At 68.4% G+C, this 17,692-nt stretch carries 17 protein-coding genes; 3 read left to right on the top strand and 14 right to left on the bottom strand.

The features are described 5' to 3' along the window. Positions 1–59: 59 nt before the first annotated feature. From FSYMDG_RS07705 to FSYMDG_RS07690, 5 genes are all read right to left on the bottom strand, one after another. Positions 60–1,157, bottom strand: coding sequence for an NAD(P)/FAD-dependent oxidoreductase (locus FSYMDG_RS07705; protein ID WP_013873002.1), 1,098 nt, complete (start codon positions 1,155–1,157; stop codon positions 60–62). Between the two features lie 305 nt (positions 1,158–1,462). After that, positions 1,463–1,921, bottom strand: coding sequence for a MarR family transcriptional regulator (locus FSYMDG_RS07700; protein WP_043605350.1), 459 nt, complete (start codon positions 1,919–1,921; stop codon positions 1,463–1,465). 334 nt (positions 1,922–2,255) lie between these two features. Continuing rightward, on the bottom strand, positions 2,256–3,149 hold the full coding sequence (locus FSYMDG_RS07695) for an alpha/beta fold hydrolase (RefSeq protein WP_043603216.1): 894 nt from the start codon (positions 3,147–3,149) through the stop codon (positions 2,256–2,258). Between the two features lie 342 nt (positions 3,150–3,491). Then, positions 3,492–3,617 (bottom strand): hypothetical protein, encoded by a 126-nt coding sequence (locus tag FSYMDG_RS29155; protein ID WP_258165217.1) that lies wholly within the window; start codon positions 3,615–3,617, stop codon positions 3,492–3,494. 108 nt (positions 3,618–3,725) lie between these two features. Further along, positions 3,726–4,091 carry a YybH family protein gene (locus tag FSYMDG_RS07690; protein ID WP_013872999.1) on the bottom strand — a complete coding sequence of 122 codons (366 nt, stop codon included), beginning with the start codon at positions 4,089–4,091 and terminating at the stop codon, positions 3,726–3,728. A 120-nt stretch (positions 4,092–4,211) separates the two neighbouring features. On the opposite strand from FSYMDG_RS07690, the gene FSYMDG_RS07685 reads away from it, so the two are divergent. Continuing rightward, the gene (locus FSYMDG_RS07685; protein ID WP_013872998.1) at positions 4,212–5,150 is read left to right on the top strand and encodes a LysR family transcriptional regulator; all 939 of its coding nucleotides are present in this window, start codon (positions 4,212–4,214) and stop codon (positions 5,148–5,150) included. 134 nt (positions 5,151–5,284) lie between these two features. Here FSYMDG_RS07685 and FSYMDG_RS07680 read toward each other — a convergent pair whose 3' ends face one another. Next, the gene (locus FSYMDG_RS07680; RefSeq protein ID WP_013872997.1) at positions 5,285–6,247 is read right to left on the bottom strand and encodes an aldo/keto reductase; all 963 of its coding nucleotides are present in this window, start codon (positions 6,245–6,247) and stop codon (positions 5,285–5,287) included. 250 nt (positions 6,248–6,497) lie between these two features. Next, positions 6,498–7,319 (bottom strand): SDR family oxidoreductase, encoded by an 822-nt coding sequence (locus FSYMDG_RS07675; RefSeq protein WP_013872996.1) that lies wholly within the window; start codon positions 7,317–7,319, stop codon positions 6,498–6,500. Positions 7,320–7,408: 89 nt separating this feature from the next. On the opposite strand from FSYMDG_RS07675, the gene FSYMDG_RS07670 reads away from it, so the two are divergent. Continuing rightward, positions 7,409–8,014, top strand: a complete 606-nt coding sequence (locus tag FSYMDG_RS07670) for a TetR/AcrR family transcriptional regulator (protein ID WP_013872995.1) — start codon at positions 7,409–7,411, stop codon at positions 8,012–8,014. A 77-nt stretch (positions 8,015–8,091) separates the two neighbouring features. Here FSYMDG_RS07670 and FSYMDG_RS07665 read toward each other — a convergent pair whose 3' ends face one another. From FSYMDG_RS07665 to FSYMDG_RS07650, 4 genes are all read right to left on the bottom strand, one after another. After that, positions 8,092–9,753, bottom strand: a complete 1,662-nt coding sequence (locus FSYMDG_RS07665) for a N,N-dimethylformamidase beta subunit family domain-containing protein (protein ID WP_431307076.1) — start codon at positions 9,751–9,753, stop codon at positions 8,092–8,094. Positions 9,754–9,880: 127 nt separating this feature from the next. Next, entirely contained in the window at positions 9,881–10,708 is an 828-nt protein-coding gene (locus FSYMDG_RS07660) for a COG4705 family protein (protein ID WP_237703026.1), read from the bottom strand. Continuing rightward, positions 10,629–12,230, bottom strand: a complete 1,602-nt coding sequence (locus FSYMDG_RS07655; RefSeq protein ID WP_013872992.1) for an ATP-binding protein — start codon at positions 12,228–12,230, stop codon at positions 10,629–10,631. The genes FSYMDG_RS07660 and FSYMDG_RS07655 overlap by 80 nt, the downstream gene beginning before the upstream one ends. A 9-nt stretch (positions 12,231–12,239) precedes the next feature. Continuing rightward, positions 12,240–12,944 (bottom strand): winged helix-turn-helix domain-containing protein, encoded by a 705-nt coding sequence (locus tag FSYMDG_RS07650; protein ID WP_013872991.1) that lies wholly within the window; start codon positions 12,942–12,944, stop codon positions 12,240–12,242. Between the two features lie 327 nt (positions 12,945–13,271). On the opposite strand from FSYMDG_RS07650, the gene FSYMDG_RS07645 reads away from it, so the two are divergent. Further along, positions 13,272–14,108, top strand: a complete 837-nt coding sequence (locus FSYMDG_RS07645) for an undecaprenyl-diphosphate phosphatase (protein WP_013872990.1) — start codon at positions 13,272–13,274, stop codon at positions 14,106–14,108. Between the two features lie 143 nt (positions 14,109–14,251). On the opposite strand, the gene FSYMDG_RS07640 is transcribed toward FSYMDG_RS07645, so the two are convergent. The 3 genes from FSYMDG_RS07640 to FSYMDG_RS07630 form a co-directional block, all read right to left on the bottom strand. Beyond that, complete coding sequence (locus FSYMDG_RS07640) at positions 14,252–15,088, bottom strand: polysaccharide deacetylase family protein (RefSeq protein ID WP_043603210.1); 837 nt, start codon at positions 15,086–15,088, stop codon at positions 14,252–14,254. Positions 15,089–15,372: 284 nt separating this feature from the next. After that, positions 15,373–16,242 (bottom strand): COG4705 family protein, encoded by an 870-nt coding sequence (locus tag FSYMDG_RS07635; protein ID WP_013872987.1) that lies wholly within the window; start codon positions 16,240–16,242, stop codon positions 15,373–15,375. A gap of 372 nt (positions 16,243–16,614) precedes the next feature. After that, positions 16,615–17,505 (bottom strand): oxygenase MpaB family protein, encoded by an 891-nt coding sequence (locus FSYMDG_RS07630; protein ID WP_013872986.1) that lies wholly within the window; start codon positions 17,503–17,505, stop codon positions 16,615–16,617. Positions 17,506–17,692: the final 187 nt, after the last annotated feature.

The following is a 17,692-nucleotide window of genomic DNA, read 5'->3' as shown; positions in this document are numbered from 1 at the left end:
CCCGGGCGACGGTGATGAAGCGCTACGGATTCACATGGCTCACCAGTTACGGGACAGGTTCAGGCGATACCGAACTGTTTCGCGAAGCGGCCTGTGAACAGGTCGGCACCCTTGTACTCGGCGACCGTCGTAGCCGGGACGGCAGCCGGACCATCGGGTGTGGGCAGTTGGCCGACACCGCCACGCCGACCGAGCGGGAGCAGGATCATGGGATAGGGCAGGGGCCGGTAGACGGCCGTGGGCTGTTCGCCGCGCAGTTGAGAGATGATGTTCCGCGCCACGACCTCGGCGTGCCGCATCGCGTACCCGGCCATCTTGGCCTCGGCGACATCGGTGATGTCGCCGATCGCGTAGACATGATCGTGCCCGTGGACGTTGAGGGTCTCGGTGACGGGGACCTGTCCCTGCGGTGTGCGGGGCGTGAGCCGGCCGTCAGCAAGGTAGTCGCTGTTGACCCGCACGCCGTAGGCGCGGAACCAGATGTCGGCGGTGATCTCGTCACGGCCGGTGGTGGTGACGGTGAAGGTCCCGGCCTGGCCGGGCTCGGTCGTCGGCGGCGCTGCCAGGCCGGTGCCCAGCCGCAGCTGGATGTCCAGCTCGTCGAGCTGGCGGTGCAGGTCCTGGCGTACCTCCGGCTGGAAGCCGGGCAGAAGCCGCTCAGCCGGGTCGACGATGATCACATGCTTGTGCGGCCAGACCTCCTTGATCTCCCCGGCCAGCTCCAGACCGACCGGCCCGGCACCGACGATCAGCACCCTCTCGGCGTCGATCAGTTCCTTGTGGGTCTGGCGGAGGTCGTCCAGCGCCTCGCCGGTGGCGGTGGAGCCGGCGTTGGGCTTGGCCGGGTAGGGGTAGCTGGAGCCGGAGGCCAGAACCAGATAGTCCGCCTCGACACGCCGGCCTGAGGTCAGGGTGACGCCGACCGGGTCCGCTGAGACCGCGCGGTCGCGGATCACCGTGCCCCGCGTGAGCAGCGTGTCGAAGGAAAAGAACAGGTTCGGTGCCCAGTCGGGCCGAGCCAGCGCGCGTAGCGAGGCCGCCGAGTTGACGAACGCGTCCCGGGGATCAATGAGGACGATGTCGGCATCGGAGTCCAGCGCTTTGGCGACGGCTGAACCCCCGTAACCTCCGCCGATGACCGCAACGGTACGACCCATGATTTCACGCTCCTACGGACAGAAATTTTAGTTCGTACTACGAACGATAATAGTTCGTAGTACGAACTGCAACCCCTGTCCCGCCGGGCTCGGCATCGTGGACCTGGCCTCGACGTCACGCCGTGGCCGCGAGATCCTCCGATCCGGCCACCAGCCTTCGCTGACGTTCGTGTTGATGTTCGTTTGCGGGTCCGGGGCCGGCCGGCTCCTCCGCCTGTCGCGCCGGGTGGGCGCCGGCTCCACATGCGGAGAAGCTTCTTCCAACATCGCGGGAACCACCTGGCCGCTGTCGCGAACAGCCCGGGTCAGTACCTGCGAGCGGCGGGGGCTCCTTCGTCCGGTTCTATGAAGACCATCGGAACCTTGTTGTCCAGCACGACGCGACCGAGCAGGCTGGCGAGCGTGTCGCGGTCATTGGCGCCGAGTCCCGCCGACAGCTTCTCGATCCGCCGGCAGGTCTCGGCATAGAACTCCCGTACGAGCCTGCCGCCCTGCGGGGTGAGCCCGACCCGCACCGCACGCGAGTCCTGCGGGTTCGGTTCGCGCTGAACCAGACCGTTGCGCTCAGTGCGGTCCACCAGGCCGGTGAGGCTCGACTTGGCCAGCCCCAGTATCGCGCCCAGTTCGCCCATGCCGTACGGCTGTGCCATCAGCACGCACAGCAACTGCCCCTGCTGGGGGGTGAGGCCATGCTCCCGGCTCGACTCGGCGTACACGGCATTCACCAGAAACGAGGACCGCACCAGCGCGGTCGCAATCCCGATCGGACCATAATCCTGCTTACCCACGCGACCAGGATAACATCCGGGTATCGATATAATTCGTGAAGCGAACTATCTGGCGCTGTGCACGGAATGACACCCGCCCGTCCCGCCGCACGCCACCGGGACCCGGCCCTACCTGCCGGTCACCCGACACATATTCGCTGACGGCACGGCACGCCTGGCCGGCCTCCGTCCGCCCCTCCGCGAAGCAGCCGCACCCGTGAACCACACACCGTGGACGCACCATCCCCCGTACATGGCGATCCCGAGCCGGACGAACTGGCAGGCGATATTGGCCAACACCAACAGCGGCAGCGGCAGCGGCAGCGGCAGCTCAGGCTGCCGACCCGGTCAGGAAGCTGGCGAGCGCGGCGGCCAACGCGGCCGGCTGATGCTCCTGGATGTTGTGGCCCGCCTCGATCTCCACGATCTCGGCCCGTGGGACACGGGAGCGGAACTCGCCGACCGTCTCCGGCGTGAGGAACCCGTGCGTGCCGTGGACCAGGAGCACCGGGACGGTCGTGTTCTCCAGGGCCGGCCACAGGTAGCGGAAGTCGATGTTCAGCCGTGCGCCGGGAGGAGGGTCGGCGAGATGGTGCTTGAACACGATCGTGCCGTCGTCGCGCACCCGGGTGTTGAGCGCGACGCCTCTGGCGAGCGCTCGCCGCGAGAATCCGATCCCGGCGGCGAGGGCCTTCTCCACGATCTCCTCACGGGAGCCGAACACCTGCGGCCCGGCGAGGAAGTCGGCCACCTGGGTGGCATCCTCGGCGCGCAGCCCAGGGCTGACATCCACGATGACCAGGCGTTCGACCAGATCTGGACGCGACTCGGCCAGGGCGATCGCGGTGACGCCTCCCAGTGACTGACCGACGACGGTATGCCGCGTTCCCGGCGCGACGGCGTCGATGACGGTGGCCACGGCCCGCGCATTCGGACGCGGAGCGTAGTCGAAGTCGTCGCGCCATGCCGAGTCACCATGGCCCGGCAGGTCCACCGCGAGGGCCCGCCGGCCGAGCGCCAGGATCGTCGTGTCCCAGGTATGGGCGTTCAGGCCGCCCCCGTGCAGCAGTGTGAGATCCGGAGAGTCACCCCAGAGCAGCGCGCTGACCGCGCCGGCCGCGGTCGTGACACCAACGCGGCGTACCGCCAGAAGGCCGGCCGGGGCGCCCACCTCCGCCGCCTCCTCGGCGAGAAAGGCGAACTCGTCACGATCGTCGCTCACCATCGTCCTTCCGTCACCGCACGCTTCACCGGCTCGTACCTCACCCGCCGAAACCGGCTGCCAGAAACTCCCTTCTGCCACAGTAGCGACAACCGGCTTCTCAATGCCCCTGCTTTTCGGCCAGCGGGCTCTTCCCGTGCCCGGCTCGCGGCTCGTGGGACGGCCGGAAACGGCCTGACCGGTCCGAGGTAGCTCCGGGAGGAAACCCTGGAGACGACCCGTCGTGGCCAGAGCGGCAGATATGATCATCCAGCGTGACGGCCGCAACCAAAAGAAAACGTGTGCCCCGCAGAGCCGGTATGACCGGGCTGATGTATCAGGCAGTCGTTTGTATCAGGCAGTCGTTCACGGCTCGTCCGCGAGGATCTCCTGACGCCAGCCGTGGAAGAACCAGCGAACCGGCCGGCGTCGGTGCGGGGGCGAGCGCAGGTACAGGTCGCCATCGGTGAACCGCCCGATGGTTCCGATCATGTCGCGAAGAACACCCGCGCCGCCGCACGCCACAAACAGATAATCATCGTAGGTCGACGCGTTCCTCCCATGCGCGTCGAATCGGAGCGGGCAGCACCAGTTCCTGCACTATGGAGCCGGTGTGACGAACTCGGGCTGGTCGAGCAGACGGAGCCAACTGCCGTCGGGCTGCCGGCGGACCACCTGCGCGCGAGCGCCCGCGCCGTCCCTGGCCAGGGTGGATGTGAGCGCGATGTCGCCAGCTGTGAGGGTCGGCAGCGGCGGCTCCTGCTCGAAGCGGGGAACGTTGGTCAGGATCTTCTCCCACAGGGCCTGGATAGCGGCTCGGCCGACCGTCTGGCTGCCGGGTGGGTAGGCTATGACCGCGTCCTCCTCGTAAAGCGCCGCAAGGCCCGCGGCGTCCCCTTCGTTGGCGCGTTCCACAAACAGGCGCGTAAGGTCTTCTGGCTTTTGTGCCTTCTCTTTGGCGGACATAAACGCTCCCTTCGACACGAGCTCATATCAATACGAGGCCGGAAGCTCTCGCTTTCAGTGAACACAAGCCGGCGCCAGAAGTCCAACATCTGTCACTGCTCGAAGCTAGAATCCACAGATATGGAACTCAGACAGCTTGAATACTTCGTCGCGGTCGCCGAGGAGGCGAACTTCACCCGTGCGGCCGAGCGGGTATACATCAGCCAATCCGGCGTCAGTGCCCAGATCCGACAGCTCGAACACGAGCTCGGGGCCGTCCTCCTCGACAGATCTGGCCGCCGGTGCACGGTGACCGCCGCCGGAGCGGCCGCGCTCAGACACGCCCGTGACGCGCTCGCGTCGGTCAACGCTCTGCGGCAGGCGGTGGACGACGTGAACGGCCTGATCCGGGGCCGGATCGTGGTCGGCATGGTCACGGCCTGCACCGTCGCTCCGCTGTTCGACGCGCTTGCCTCGTTCCACACGGCCCATCCCGGTGTCGAGATCACCCTGTTCGAGGACAGTTCGGACCGGCTCGTCGAGAGCGTGCGGACCGGGATGGCCGACATGGCCCTCGTCGGCACGGGCAGCGCCCCGCCGAAGGGCGTGGAAACGCTACCGATCATCAGTGACCGGCTGGTCGCGGTCGTTTCGAACGATCATCCGCTCGCCGGGCGTCCCCGGACGTTCCTGGCGGATATCGCAGCCTTCCCTCTCGTGTGCCTGCCCACGGGAACGGGAGTCCGTGCGGTGTTCGACCAGGCATGTTCGGCCGTGGGAATAGAACCGACCATCACGCTCCAGGCAAGCGCCCCGGGAGCCATCACAGATCTTGCCGCTCGCGGGCTCGGTGTCGCGATCCTCAGCGAGTCGATGGCTGCCACCCGCCACGACGGCGTGACTGTTTTACCTGTCGATGACATCCTTTCCCCCGCCCTGCTGACTCTGATCTGGAAGACGGGGAAGAATCCCGCGTTGCGGGAACTCGTCCGGCACAGTCACGCGGCCTTCGAGTCGTCTCCGGAGCCGACTCAGCACGTTCACGTCGAAGACGACAGGGATGTCACCCACGTCGCTTGAGCACCGCCGCGACCAGCTCGTTCACCTCGGCGGCGCTGTACGCCCCTCCCCGTCTCGACACCGGCCTCGGAGCTCCCCGCCAGCGGGTGATTCGGCGGCACGCCGCGTTTTCACCAGGTCCGCGAGGGTTCGGATCAGGTCCAGGTGGGTATTCGCCCTGGGGCGTAGCGGGCGCCGAAACCGCCGGTGGGGAGAATTTCCCGAATTCTGGTGAGGTCCGCTTCGGTGAGTGTGATGCTGGTGGCGCGCGCGTTCTCTTCGACGCGCCGGGGGCTGCGCGTCCCGGGAATGGGCACGATATTCTCGCTCTGAGCGAGCAGCCAGGCCAGGGCCAGCTGGGCGACGGACGCGCCTTTGGCAGCGGCCAGTTCGGTGAGCTGACGGACCGCTTCGACGTTCTTCTCGAAGTTGCCCGGCTGCCAGCGGGGGTCGGCGTTGCGCATGTCGGTCTGGTCGTACTGCCCGGCGGGCTTCACCGCGTCGGTGAGGAACCCTCGGCCCAGCGGGGAGTAGGGCACGAAGCCGATGCCGAGCTCGGCCAACGTCGGGAAGATCGATTCGACGTCGCGCTCGAAGAGCGAGTACTCCGTCTGCAGCGCGGAGACCGGCTGCACTGCGTGTGCTCTGCGGATGGTCCGCGGCCCGGCCTCACTGAGACCGAAGTACTTCACCTTGCCGGCCTGGACGAACTCCCCGACGGTGCCCGCCACGTCCTCGATGGGCACGTCGGGGTCCACCCGGTGCTGGTAGAGGAGGTCGATGTAGTCGACATCGAGGTAGCGAAGGCTGTTGTCGACGACCTCGCGGATGTGTTCGGGCCGGCTGTCCGTGCCGTAGCTGCGGGTGAAGCCGAACTTCGTGGCGATCACGATGTCGTCACGGAAGCCGGCGACGGCCCTGCCGACGATCTTCTCGTTCTCGCCCCACCCGTAGAGCTCGGCGGTGTCGAAGAAGGTGATGCCCAGGTCGTAGGCGCGTTGGATGGCCGCGATGCCCTCCCCCTCGTCGCCAGGCCCGTAGGCAAGCGAGATACCCATCGCTCCGTACCCGAGGGCCGAGGTGACCAGACCCTGTTGACCGAGAGTGCGCTGCCGCATGTCCGTGCCCTCCTGATGGAATGCTCGGCCTGGCCCCCGCGAGCGTTGCCGGGTGGAGGCGAACCGCGGGCTGCCCTGTGGTTCGAAGAACTCGGGCCTCCGAGAGCGTAAGGCTTCAGCACTGCCCTCACCTGCCGCGGAAACGGTGAACCCCCGTCACAGGTTACTGGCAGGGGTTCGGACGCGATCCCTCCGATGGTGGCCGACCACGGTGCGAACCGTGATTCCGGCCGTCCCCGGCCGGCCGGAATCAGAAGGTGAGCTGTTTGGCCGGGCGGATGACGAGATCGGCGATGTTGAGACGCAGGGGCTGGCGGACGATGTAGTGCACGGCCTCGGCGATGTCGCTCGGCTTGGCGATCAGCCGCTCGAGCGCGGCCTGGGCGGCGTCGAGGACCTCGTCCGGAAGACGTTCGCCGGGCCTGACGTCGACGTCGAGGCCCGAGAAGGCGACCACGCCCTTGACGGTCTGCAGGTCCCAGTTGCGCACGATGTTGGTCGCGACGGGGCCGGGAGCGACGGTCGCGACGCGGATGTCCTCGTCCTCGAGCTCGGTTCGCAACACCCGGGTCAGGTGGTTCACGGCGTTCTTGGTGGCCCCGTAGACGCCGCCGTCGGACTCGAGCGCACTGGTCGAGGAGACGTTGACGATGTGGCCGCCGTTCCCGAGCCGACGCATCTGCTGGACCGCGGCCTGGGTACCCACCAGGAGCGCGATCACGTTGACCTCGAACAGCGCCCGCCACGTCTCGTCGTCGCCGGCCAGCACCGGTTCGCGGGTGGCCAGGCCGGCGTTGTTCACCACGATGTCCAACCGGCCGGTGTCAGTGGCCGCCTGGCTGAACAGGTCGCGCAACGACGCCGAGTCACGAACGTCGAACGTAGCGATGTGGGCGTGCCCGCCGGCCGCCTCGATCGCCAGGCTGGTGGCCTCCATCGGCCCGCGGGTGCGGCCGTGGAGGTAGACGGTGGCGCCCGCCTCGCCGAGACGCTGGGCGACGGCGCGGCCGATGCCGCTGGACGCACCGGTCACAACCGCGGTCCTGCCGAGAAGATCATGATCAACGGTCACAGGGAACCCCTTCGCCTATCCTGGATACGAGCGAACACTCGCGATCCACAGAATACGAGCGGATGCTCGTATTTGGCAACGGAGCACGGATGACGGAGGACGGTCCCCGCCGCCAGGCCCGCGGCATACGGCGCATCGCATCGATCCTCGACGCCGCCGCGGCCCTGTTCACAGCGGCCGGCTACGACGCGACGACCACCAACGCGATCGCGTCCGCCGCCAAGATCTCACCCGGCTCGCTCTACCAGTTCTTCCCCAACAAGCCGGCGATCGCCGAGGCCCTCACCGCCCGTTACGTCGACGATCTGAACGCCATCTACGACCACGCCCTCGCCATCGGCCCGGGCGACCCGGCCGCCACCTCGAAGATGATCGACCAGTTGGTGGCGGCGCTAGTCGCGTTCCACGTCGCGAATCCGGCCGCCAAAGCCCTGCTCAGCGGGGCCAGCGTCGCCCCGGACCTGGCCATGATCACCGCACCGCTGCACAGCGCGATGTGCGATCGCGCCGAGGAGATCGTCGCCGCGATCGCCCCCACACTGACACCCCGCGAACAGGCGCGAACCGCCGAGGTCTGCATCCACATCGTGCAGGCGCTGATGCCGATGATCCTCGCCGCTCCGGCGGCCTCCCGGCACGAAGCCTCCAACGAGCTCAAACGCGCCCTCGTCGGGTACCTCCTGACACCACCGTGACCGGCCGGACAGTTCGACGCGGTCCTCGCCGACGCCGGCATCACCGCTCGGCATCGACCAACACCCATCAGGCAGCTCTAACGCTCGTTGCCCGTATTTGGGCCGGGCGCGCCAGCGTCGTCAGCCGGCACGGAACGCCCGCCCGGGTGCAACCGCCCGGCCGGACCCTGCGCGAACGTCGTCAACAACGTGGTTGTGACGGTGGTCGCGAAATTCCGCACCGCCGGGCCGGTCGCCCCGGGCCCGCACACGTCGGTCACCGCGCACACCCACGCGCTGGTCCCCGAGTCGAACACCCCCGCGCCCGAGTCGGCCGTGTAGTAGCTGATGTCGGCGTGGTCGAGCCGGCCGTGGCAGACGACCGGTGAATGAGCGAGAACCTCGATCCGCGATGGTGTCGGATACGAAAGGTCGACCCGGTCGTATTCGGACCCGACCATTCCCGATATCCGGGTACCGGCGGTCACCCCCGTGCCGGCGAACAACCAGTGCGCGGGATCCTGGATGACAAGGTCGGCGTGCACCGGATTGCACTGGTACATGCCGCCAGTGAGCGCGCTCTCCGGAGCGGCCGCCGGTGGGGCGGGCCAGTTCGCGGTCACGGCGGAGTCGTTCACACCGTACAGCGGATCCTCGGTGGCGACCTTGTAAGCGGTTTCCAGCCGGTCGGGCCCGGAGGCGGTCGGCCCGAGCCGGATACGGCGATACACCGCGTTCGCCCCCAGAAAGGCGAGGTTCACCCCGTGGTCACGGGCTCGTGTCAACGCGTCCCGCATCGCGGGTGAGTAGTACTCGTCGTGCCCCATGGAAATGACCGCGTGCGCGCCGTCCAACAGCCGCGGATCGGCATGCAGGTCGATGTCGGTGGCATACGCGACGGGCAGGCCGAGTTTTTCTGCGAGAATGATGACGGGGGCCTCGTTGCCGGTGAAGTCCGCCGCGCCGTCACCATAGTCGTACGGCCGGTCGAACGAAACGACCCGGGCCCGGTCATCAAAGCCCTTTGGGCCGTGATAGAGGCTGTAACCGCCCCAGGCATTATACGCCTGCCAGGTGGTGACCGCGCTCAGCATCACCAGCCGCCCGGCGGTCGTCGGGCCGCGGACCGTCAACGGAACATACGTCTGGAACCCGTCGGCGTCGTCCAGCCGGATCAGATAGGCGCCGGGCGGCCAGCCGCCCGTGTCGAACGTGGTGGTCGGCTGCCAGGAGGTGGTGACCGTGTTCGTCTTCGGGTCGCGGGAGGCAGGAGTCTGCACCCGGCCGGGGAAAGGCCCGGCCTCGGCCACCAGACGGCAGGTCCGACCGCCGTACCAGCCGATCCGGAACACCGAGGCATTGAGCGAGGCAGCGGTCGTGGAGGCGAACAGGCGGACGCTGTCCCCGGGCCGGACGCTGGCGCGGTCGAGCCAGCCCTCCACCGCATGGTTGTAGCCGAGCCGGGCAAGACCGCAGTCGCTGCCGGGTCTGGCGTTCTCGGCGTGGACGTCGAACCCGCCGGCCGGGCCCGCCGCCGACAGCGGTCCACCCACTGGGCCGGCGGCGGTGCTCACGGCACGGCCCGGCACCCGCCGGCCGTCCGCGGCCGGTGTGCCGCCGCCGCACCCGCCGAGAAGGACGATGTAAACGAGCGCCGCCGTCAGCGCGACCGGGATGGATGCCGGTCGCCTCGGCCACCCCGCCGGCCCACGGCAGGGAACCGGACGAGCCGCTGTGTCGACCCTCCGTGTCAACGTCACCTCGCCAGTGTCACGCCGGCTTTCGTGGCTGTCGCTCGGAGCCTGCCCAGCGGGCCGAGGGCCGCCCTGCCGGGGGCCGTTCTGTCCAGGACCCGTCGTCGGCCACCCGTGATGGCGGGCCCAGCCGTCAGGAGACATTCGCCGCGACGGTGCCGGAGTTGGATCCGACGACGTTGCGTCGTTCCTGGACGTGGGCATGGGCCATGAGGCCGAACAGGACCGCGAGCAGGACTGCCGACGACCCGGGAGTCCCGAGGTCGAGGCCGCCCTTGGCGAGCGGCTTGGTGAGGAAGTCACCGGCGGTGGCGCCGAGAGGGCGGGTAAGCACGAAGGCAAGCCAGAACAGCGTCACGTTCGATACCGCGGACGCATGTCTGAGGGCGAGCAGCAGACCGAGCAGCCCGACGATGAGCAGGACGCTGTCGGCATAACCGAGCCCTGAACTGTCGGACAGGAAGTCTCCCATGGAGGTTCCGAGAGTGTTCGAGACGAGGATGGCCGACCAGAACAGGATCTCCCACCGGAAGGTGTCGATGTTGCGAATTGAAAACGTCAGCCCGGTGAGCTTCCACACTATGAAGATGGCGACCAGCAACGAGACCAGAATCGCCGCGCCGACGGGGTATCCCAGCCCCAGGCCCTGTGGCCCCCAACCCAGCGAACTGGCCCCTTTGGCCAGGTACTTCGCGCTGGAGTCACGGTTCATGAAGTCGGACATCGTGGTGCCGGCCGTACTGGTGGAAAGAATGACCGTCCAGTAGAAGAACGGATTGTAACGCCTGGACCTGAGCTGCACGACAAGGGTGATTACGAAGATCAGGAAAAGTATCGTCGTCGTCAGGAAGTAGCCGAGCCCGAGAGTCTGCGCGAACAGGTCACCTGCTGTCTCCCCGAGGGTCGTCGCGGCAATCTTCATGACCCAGAAGGCCAGGGTGATCTCTGGTAGCTTCTTCATCACCTGCCTGCCGCCACCGGCGACATCGACTTCGGTGAAGATTTCCGATTTTATCATTGTCATCCTCGTCTATCTGACGACTCGGAACACGGGACGTCGGACGTCCGTCGCTCGAGGTTCCGTCCCATCCAGCCAGGAGCCGATCGGTGGCGAGGACGAGGGTGACGAGCGCGCCGCCGTCCGGGTGGTTGGCCGCGGTGGCCCGTCCGCCGTGGGCCGCCGCGATCGCGGCGACGATGGCGAGCCCGAGACCAGCGCCACCCTCGCCGCGCGTCCGGGCGGCGTCGGCACGGCTGAACCGGTCGAAGGCGCGGGGCAGGAAGTCAGCTGGAAACCCCGGGCCGTGGTCACGGACCTGGAGCAGGACAGCGGCTGGACCGATCCCGGTGACGGTCTCCTCTGGTGACAGCGCGGCGCTGACCTCGATCTCGGTCTCGGGAGGCGCGTGCTGGACGGCGTTACCGAGCAGGTTGTCGACGGCCTGGCGCACCCGGTCGGGGTCCACATCGGCCAGCAACGGCCCTTCGACCGTGAGCCGCAGACGTGCTCCCTTCATGTGCGCCGCGGGTGTGGCCGCGCGGACGGCCTGGCGGAGCAGGTCCGCCAGGCAGACCCGCTCCCGGTGGACGAGCTGGCCGGAATCGGTGTCGAAGCGGGCGAGAGCGAGCAGCGCCTCGGCCAGCCGGATGAGGCGATCGGTCTCGCCCGCCGCGCCGGACACCGCATCGGTGAGCTCGCCGATGCTCCGTCCGGGCCGTAACGCGAGCTCCAGCTCGGCTTTCAGGATCGTCAGGGGGGTGCGTAACTCGTGGCCCGCGTCGGCGACGAAGGCGCGGTCCCGGGCGCGCGCTGCGTGCAGCCGGTCCAGCAGGTCGTTCATGGTGTCGGCGAGCGCGGCGATCTCGTCCCGGGTCGGCGGGACCTCGAGACGTCCGCCCGTGTCGGCGACCCCCATCGCGGCGGCTTGGCGGCGCATCCGTTCCACCGGCCGCAACGCCGCCCCGGACAGGACCCACGCGGCAAGCGCGGACACCGCGACCATCGGCACGCTCGCGAGGACCATCACGTCGCGGACCCGGTCCTCGGCGGCATCGATGATCTTCGTCGGGGAGCCGACCAGAAGCACCACCCGCCGGCCGGGAGTGAGTGTCAGTGGTTCGGCGCGTACCCGCGTGCTCTCCTCGCCGACACGCACGGTGACCAGCACCGGCCCGGACCGGGCCGACGCGAGGACGTCCCCGCCGACCAGCGGCCATGTCCGAGCGGGTGGGGATGCCGCGAGCACCCGGCCATCGGCGCCGATCAACTGGCCGAGCGGGCCGGCGGAGGCCAGCGTCGCGTCCAGCGGCACATCGGCCCCGGTCAGCCGCACCCGCAGCCCTTCCGAGCGGGCGGCCAGCCCGGCGTCCAGGGACGTCCGGAGACTGGAGCGGAGCTGTAGGTAGAACAGCACCCCCACGCCGGCGAGCACGAACACCGTCCCGAGCGCGAACACGGCCGCGAGCCGGACCCGCAGTGGCATGTCGACGCCTCAGCCCAGCCGCTGCTGGCCGGTGTCGGCCCGTAGTCGGTAGCCGACCCCGCGCACCATCTCCACCTGGGGCACCCCGAACGACTTGTCGATCTTGCGACGCAGGTAGGTGACGTACTGGTCGACCACGTTGGAGGTGGCGTCAGAGGCAAAGTCCCACACGTACTCCATGATCACGGTTCGGGTCAGAACCTCGCCCGGGTGACGCACCAGGTACTCCAGCAGCGCGAACTCCTTCGATGAGAGATCCAGCGGTGTCTCGTCCCGGCTCGCCGTCCGCGCGGCCAGGTCCAGCCGCAGACCGCCGACCTCCAGTACGGCCGGCCGGGCCACCGCTCCGCGCCGCATCAGCAACCGCACCCGCAACCGCAACCGGGCAACCAACTCCCCGAAGCTGAACGGTTTCGGCAGGTAGTCGTCCGCGCCGACGTTCAGACCGCGAATCCGGTCGGCGATCTCTCCGCGGGCGGTCAGCATCAGCACCGGCGCCCAACGACCGTCCGCCCGCAGGCGCCGGCGCACCTCGAACCCGTCGATCCCCGGCAGCATCAGATCCAGAACGATCACGTAGTAGGCCACCTCGCCGGCCTGCCACACCGCGTCGACGCCGTCCGAGCCGATGTCGACGGCGAATCCCTCCTCCACCAGGCCTCGGCGCGGCAGCGCGGCGGCCCGTGTCTCGTCCTCCACCACCAGCAGCCGCATGACCGCACGATAGGCGCCCTGTCATGTGAAGATGATGTGAACCGAACGTCATCATTCCGGCACGGAAGCCGAACCCCGGAACCGGCGACCGGCAGGCTCCCAGCCAGACGTCGACGCCCGGCAACACTCGCTCGCGCGGCGTGACGGCCCGTCGCTCACATCGTCCTCACATGCGCCGCGGCCTACTGTCTGCCGTCGCAGTCGTCACGCTCGGACCGGCACGGGTGACGGGCGACGACGACAGGACGAATCTCACAGCGTGTGACCGCTGACGACTCGACCGTGCGGGCATGCCGCCGCACCTGGACCATCAGGGATTTCAATCACATGAGCGCGATCAGCGTCGGCCAGGCCGCCCTCCTCGGCGTCGTCGAGGGAGTCACCGAGTTCCTCCCGATCTCCTCGACCGGCCATCTGAAGATCACCGAGGGGCTGATGGGGATACCCGTCGACGACACGTCCGTGATCGGGTTCACCGCGATCATCCAGGTCGGCGCGATCGCGGCCGTCCTGGTGTACTTCTTCGCCGATATCCGCCGTTTCACCACCGCCTGGGCCCGCGGCCTGGCCAGCCCGCGGGCCCGACAGAACCCGGACTACACCTTCACCTGGTGGGTGATCTACGCGACCATCCCTGTCGTCGTCGTGGGACTCGCCGCCAAACCGCTGATCGACGGGCCACTGGCGTCACTGTGGGTCGTCGCCGGCTCGCTGCTCGCCGGCAGCGCGCTGATGTGGTTCGCCGACAGGTTCGGACGCCACAAACGAGGTGAGGACGACATATCACTCCCCGATGCCATGATCCTCGGATCGTCGCAGATCCTCGCGCTGCTGTTCCCCGGGTTCTCCCGTTCCGGCGCCACCATCTCCACCGGGCTGATCCGCGACCTCGACCGGGTCGCGGCCACCCGGCTGTCGTTCTTCCTGTCCATTCCGGCGCTGACCGGTGCCGGACTCTACGAACTCAAGGACGCCGTCGGCGGCGGCGTGTCCGTAGCGTCTGTCGCCGTCGGCACGCTGGTGTCCTTCGCCGTCGCCTATGCCTCGATCGCGTGGCTGCTCAAATACGTCGCCGGGCACACCTTCGACGCGTTCGTCACCTACCGCGTCGCTGTCGGCGTGGCGCTGTTCGCGTTGCTGGCCGCCGGCGCCCTGAACGCCTAATGGCCCTGTCCGGCGCTGGATGCTCGAGCGGCGCCCACCAGCGATGATCAACAGGTCTCCCGTCGCCGCTGGGGGTTCGCGGGAGCGTCGGCCATTCCGCGTGGGCTCTTTTCCCTGGCAGGCGGCGCGGCTGGTGCACGGGATCAGACAAGAAGATCGCGTACTGACACCGGGACCAGGCCTGCCGTACGCAGGTTCGTGACGATGCGGGCAAACGCGGTGACGGTTCCCGGGTAGCCGAAGTGCATGCTCACGATCGAGCCGGGCCGGACGCCGGCGCGTACCCGCGCGACGACGGCGTCGGCTCCAGGGGATGTGTAGTCAAGCGGGTCGACGTCGAAGTCCACGACCGTCCGGTAACCCGCGGCACCGGCCTCGGCGAGGATCAATGGGGTGGCGGTGGAGGTGCCCGAGGGCCGGAAATAGCGGCCCTGGGCCGGAGCCAGCCGGGCCAGGACGTCGCGGCATCCGATGATTTCCGCCGCCACCAGGTCGGCTGGCAACGCCGTCAGTACCGGGTGGGAGTACGTGTGGTTCGCCAGTTCGTTGCCAGCGGCCAGGATGACGGGGACAAGATCACGATGTTCGTCCAGCCACTGTCCGACCGCGAACACGGTAATCGAAACCAAGAGTTCGGCCGCCTCGGTGAGCAGCCGATGCGCCAGGGAGAGATCCTGGTCCGCCTCGTGCGGGCCGAGGTGGAAGGTGAGCGCCACCTGGGGACGGTCCCGCGGTCCGTGGGCGACCGCTGTCGCGGCCCCTCCCGGCATCAGCCCAGGTCCGGGAGGGGCCGCGGTGGTTGCCGCCCCTGAACTGCCGGGGCGGGCCGCGGCGGCAGACAGCCCCGCCGACGCCGACGCCGACGCGGGTGGGTTCGACCCACCGGTGGCGCAGGCCGCCAGCCCGGCGGCCGTGACCACCGTGCCAGCGGCGGACAAGAACTGGCGACGCGATGATCGCCCATCGGCGCTCTCAGGCATGCGGATCCGATCCGGACGCTGGGGGAGGTTCGAGTGTGACACCGGGCCGCGCTCAGAATATCGGCAGAAAAGCTTATGATAAAAGCCGTCACCATGACGTCGATCAGCAAAAGATCCGGTGAAGCGATCAGGACAAGTTCTGAGCCCCGACGCCGCGGCACAACCGGCGGATCAAGGTGGACAGGATTTGTCCGTACCTTCGACGGCTCGGCCGCTGGGGTGTGTCTGATGGATACTGGTCGATGTGGGTGCCGCCGCGCGATCGAACATCCGTCAGGCACGTCCTAATCGACCTCCACCCGGCTGAACCACGACCGAGCCTGCCGGGGAAGGCCCGGAGCGTTCACATCATCGTTGCTGGTGCCTCCGCCGCCGACGACAGCGCTCTCGACAGCGCCGCGTTGGATGCCGCCGCGCGTCACCGTCAGATAGCCGACCAGTACGACGATCACGATGAGGGCGGCGAGGGCGACCAAGCCGTCACCGAGACCGACGCCGGACCTTCCGGCCGGCTTGCCGAGCCAGTCGGCGAACGAGGCGCCCAGTGGCCGGGTCACGACATAGGCGGACCAGAAGGCGACGACCTCGCTCAGGCCGAACCGCCACCAGGCGACCGCTGGCACCAGGATGACCGCTGTGAACAGGATGGCCGAGGGCAGGTAGCCGAAGTGCAACGAGTCCGCGGTGAGATCGCCCGTCGCGGTGCCCAGCGCGAACGTCGCGAGCACGGTCAGCCAGTAGTAGGTCTCCCTGCGGCGGGTCACGATACTGTGGATCGACAGCGTTCCTTCACGCCGATGCCATGCGTAAAAGACGGTCGCGAGGACCACGATGTAAAAGACCGTCGAACCGATGTGGCCGATGGGTGGTCCGTCGGCGGCCATGGTGCCGAACACCGCGACCATCATCACCGCAAACCAGTAGACGGGAGCGGAGTAACTCCGGGCCCGGAACTGCAACCAGAGCGCGAGTGTGAAGCCGAGGATACCGACCGCGCCCGCAAGCACCAGGCTGAGGTGCGCGAGATAGTCCGAGGTCGCCTCGCCCATGCCCGTTGTCAGAATTTTGACGACCCAGAACAGCGCCGTGATCTTCGGGACCTTGGGGGCTATGGGCTCCCGACCGTGGGTCCGGCTGTGCGAGGAAGAAGGCATCGGTATCTTTCCGGGGCGGCGACAGGGACGTTTCAGCGCTGCCGCAATACACCACACCATTCATGTGACGGACGTGTGAGCGCGTGCCACGGCTCGAACGTTCGTGACCGTCCACCACCGTCGCGAAACCAGCCCCCGGGTGCGGAAGTTGAGCGGCACCGCGATGGGCCGAGCCGGTTGGTGACCAGTCGGGTGCGGCGGCGAGGATGGCCCGTACACCGGCCGGGCAGGGCCGAGAGCGCGGGATGCGGAGAACGACCCGGACAGCCGGGTCGGCCACAGCCACCGGACGGCGACACTCGACAGCCATGGCGGACTGGCGGGCCGGCCCGCTGGCGGAGCTCGGCGGGCCGGCCCGACATTGGAGCCGGCTCAGGTGGCGGCGTGGTGGGTCGCCGCGCCGGAATCGCCGTGGCGCACGGGGCAGCCGGGGACGAAGGTCCCCATCCGCTCGATCTGGAAGCCGTCGGGGTAGCTGCGGATACGGGACATGTCGTGGACGTACCGGGGTGAGCGGCGGGCCGGGAAAAGCGCGACGATCCCGGCCCGCACGCGCAGCGCGCCCTCGGAGAGACGCCGCACGACGCGGCCGGGCTCCTTGTAGCCGAATGCCGCCAGCAGCGGTGGGTCCATCAGGGCCCGGCTGAAGACCTCGACCAGCGGCCGCACGGGCCGGGGGTAGAACGTCGTCAGCAGACGCAGGGTCGCGTCCGCCACCCGGCGCCCGCCCGGGTCGAACGCGAAGTGCTCGCGCTCGTAGCCGTCCATCAGACGGGCGAACGCGTCGTATGTCGCGGGAATGTCCGTGATACCCAGGTGGTGGCCAAGGGTCTGGTAGTACCGGACCGAGGCCAGCACCTCCCCGTCGGTGAGCCCGCGCCAGCCGTACTCGTCGATCCACCTCTTCGGCACCACCACGAACGTCGACAGGACGTAGCGCATGTCGGCGTTGGAGATGTCGTACATCCGGTGCATCTGGTTGACGCGCCGCACCGCCGCCCTGCCGCGCTGGCTGTCGAAGCCCTCCAGCAACGGCACCTCCAGCAGGAGCGCGGTGTCGTCGTAGCGCTTCTGGGTGTCGCGGCCGAACTCGCCGGTCCGATCCAGCAGGCTGCCGATGCTCGGCACCCCATAGGTCCGGAACAACGCGAAACTCAGCGACTGGTTGAGATCCCAGGGGAACTCGTAGACAGCCAGGTTCCGGTAGATCTCCATGAACTGGCTCTCGGGGTCCAGCCCCTCATTGCGACGGGCCCTGGTCACGACGACTACCTCCTCAGCGACCGTCAGTGCACTGTAAGCGCACCCGTACCGCCACGCAATCGCCTGTCTCGGTCTCCGCGTCCCGCTGGACCTGGCTGTCGCCGGCCGGCACCTTGGGCAGGCTCTCCGTCACCCCACCGTCTCCTCACCGACCGCTGACGCCCGGATCGCGATCGTGATCTCGTTG

This window comes from Candidatus Protofrankia datiscae (genome assembly GCF_000177615.2).
Classification (GTDB): Bacteria; Actinomycetota; Actinomycetes; order Frankiales; family Frankiaceae; genus Protofrankia; species Protofrankia coriariae.
This window is presented reverse-complemented; position numbering and strand designations above follow the sequence as displayed.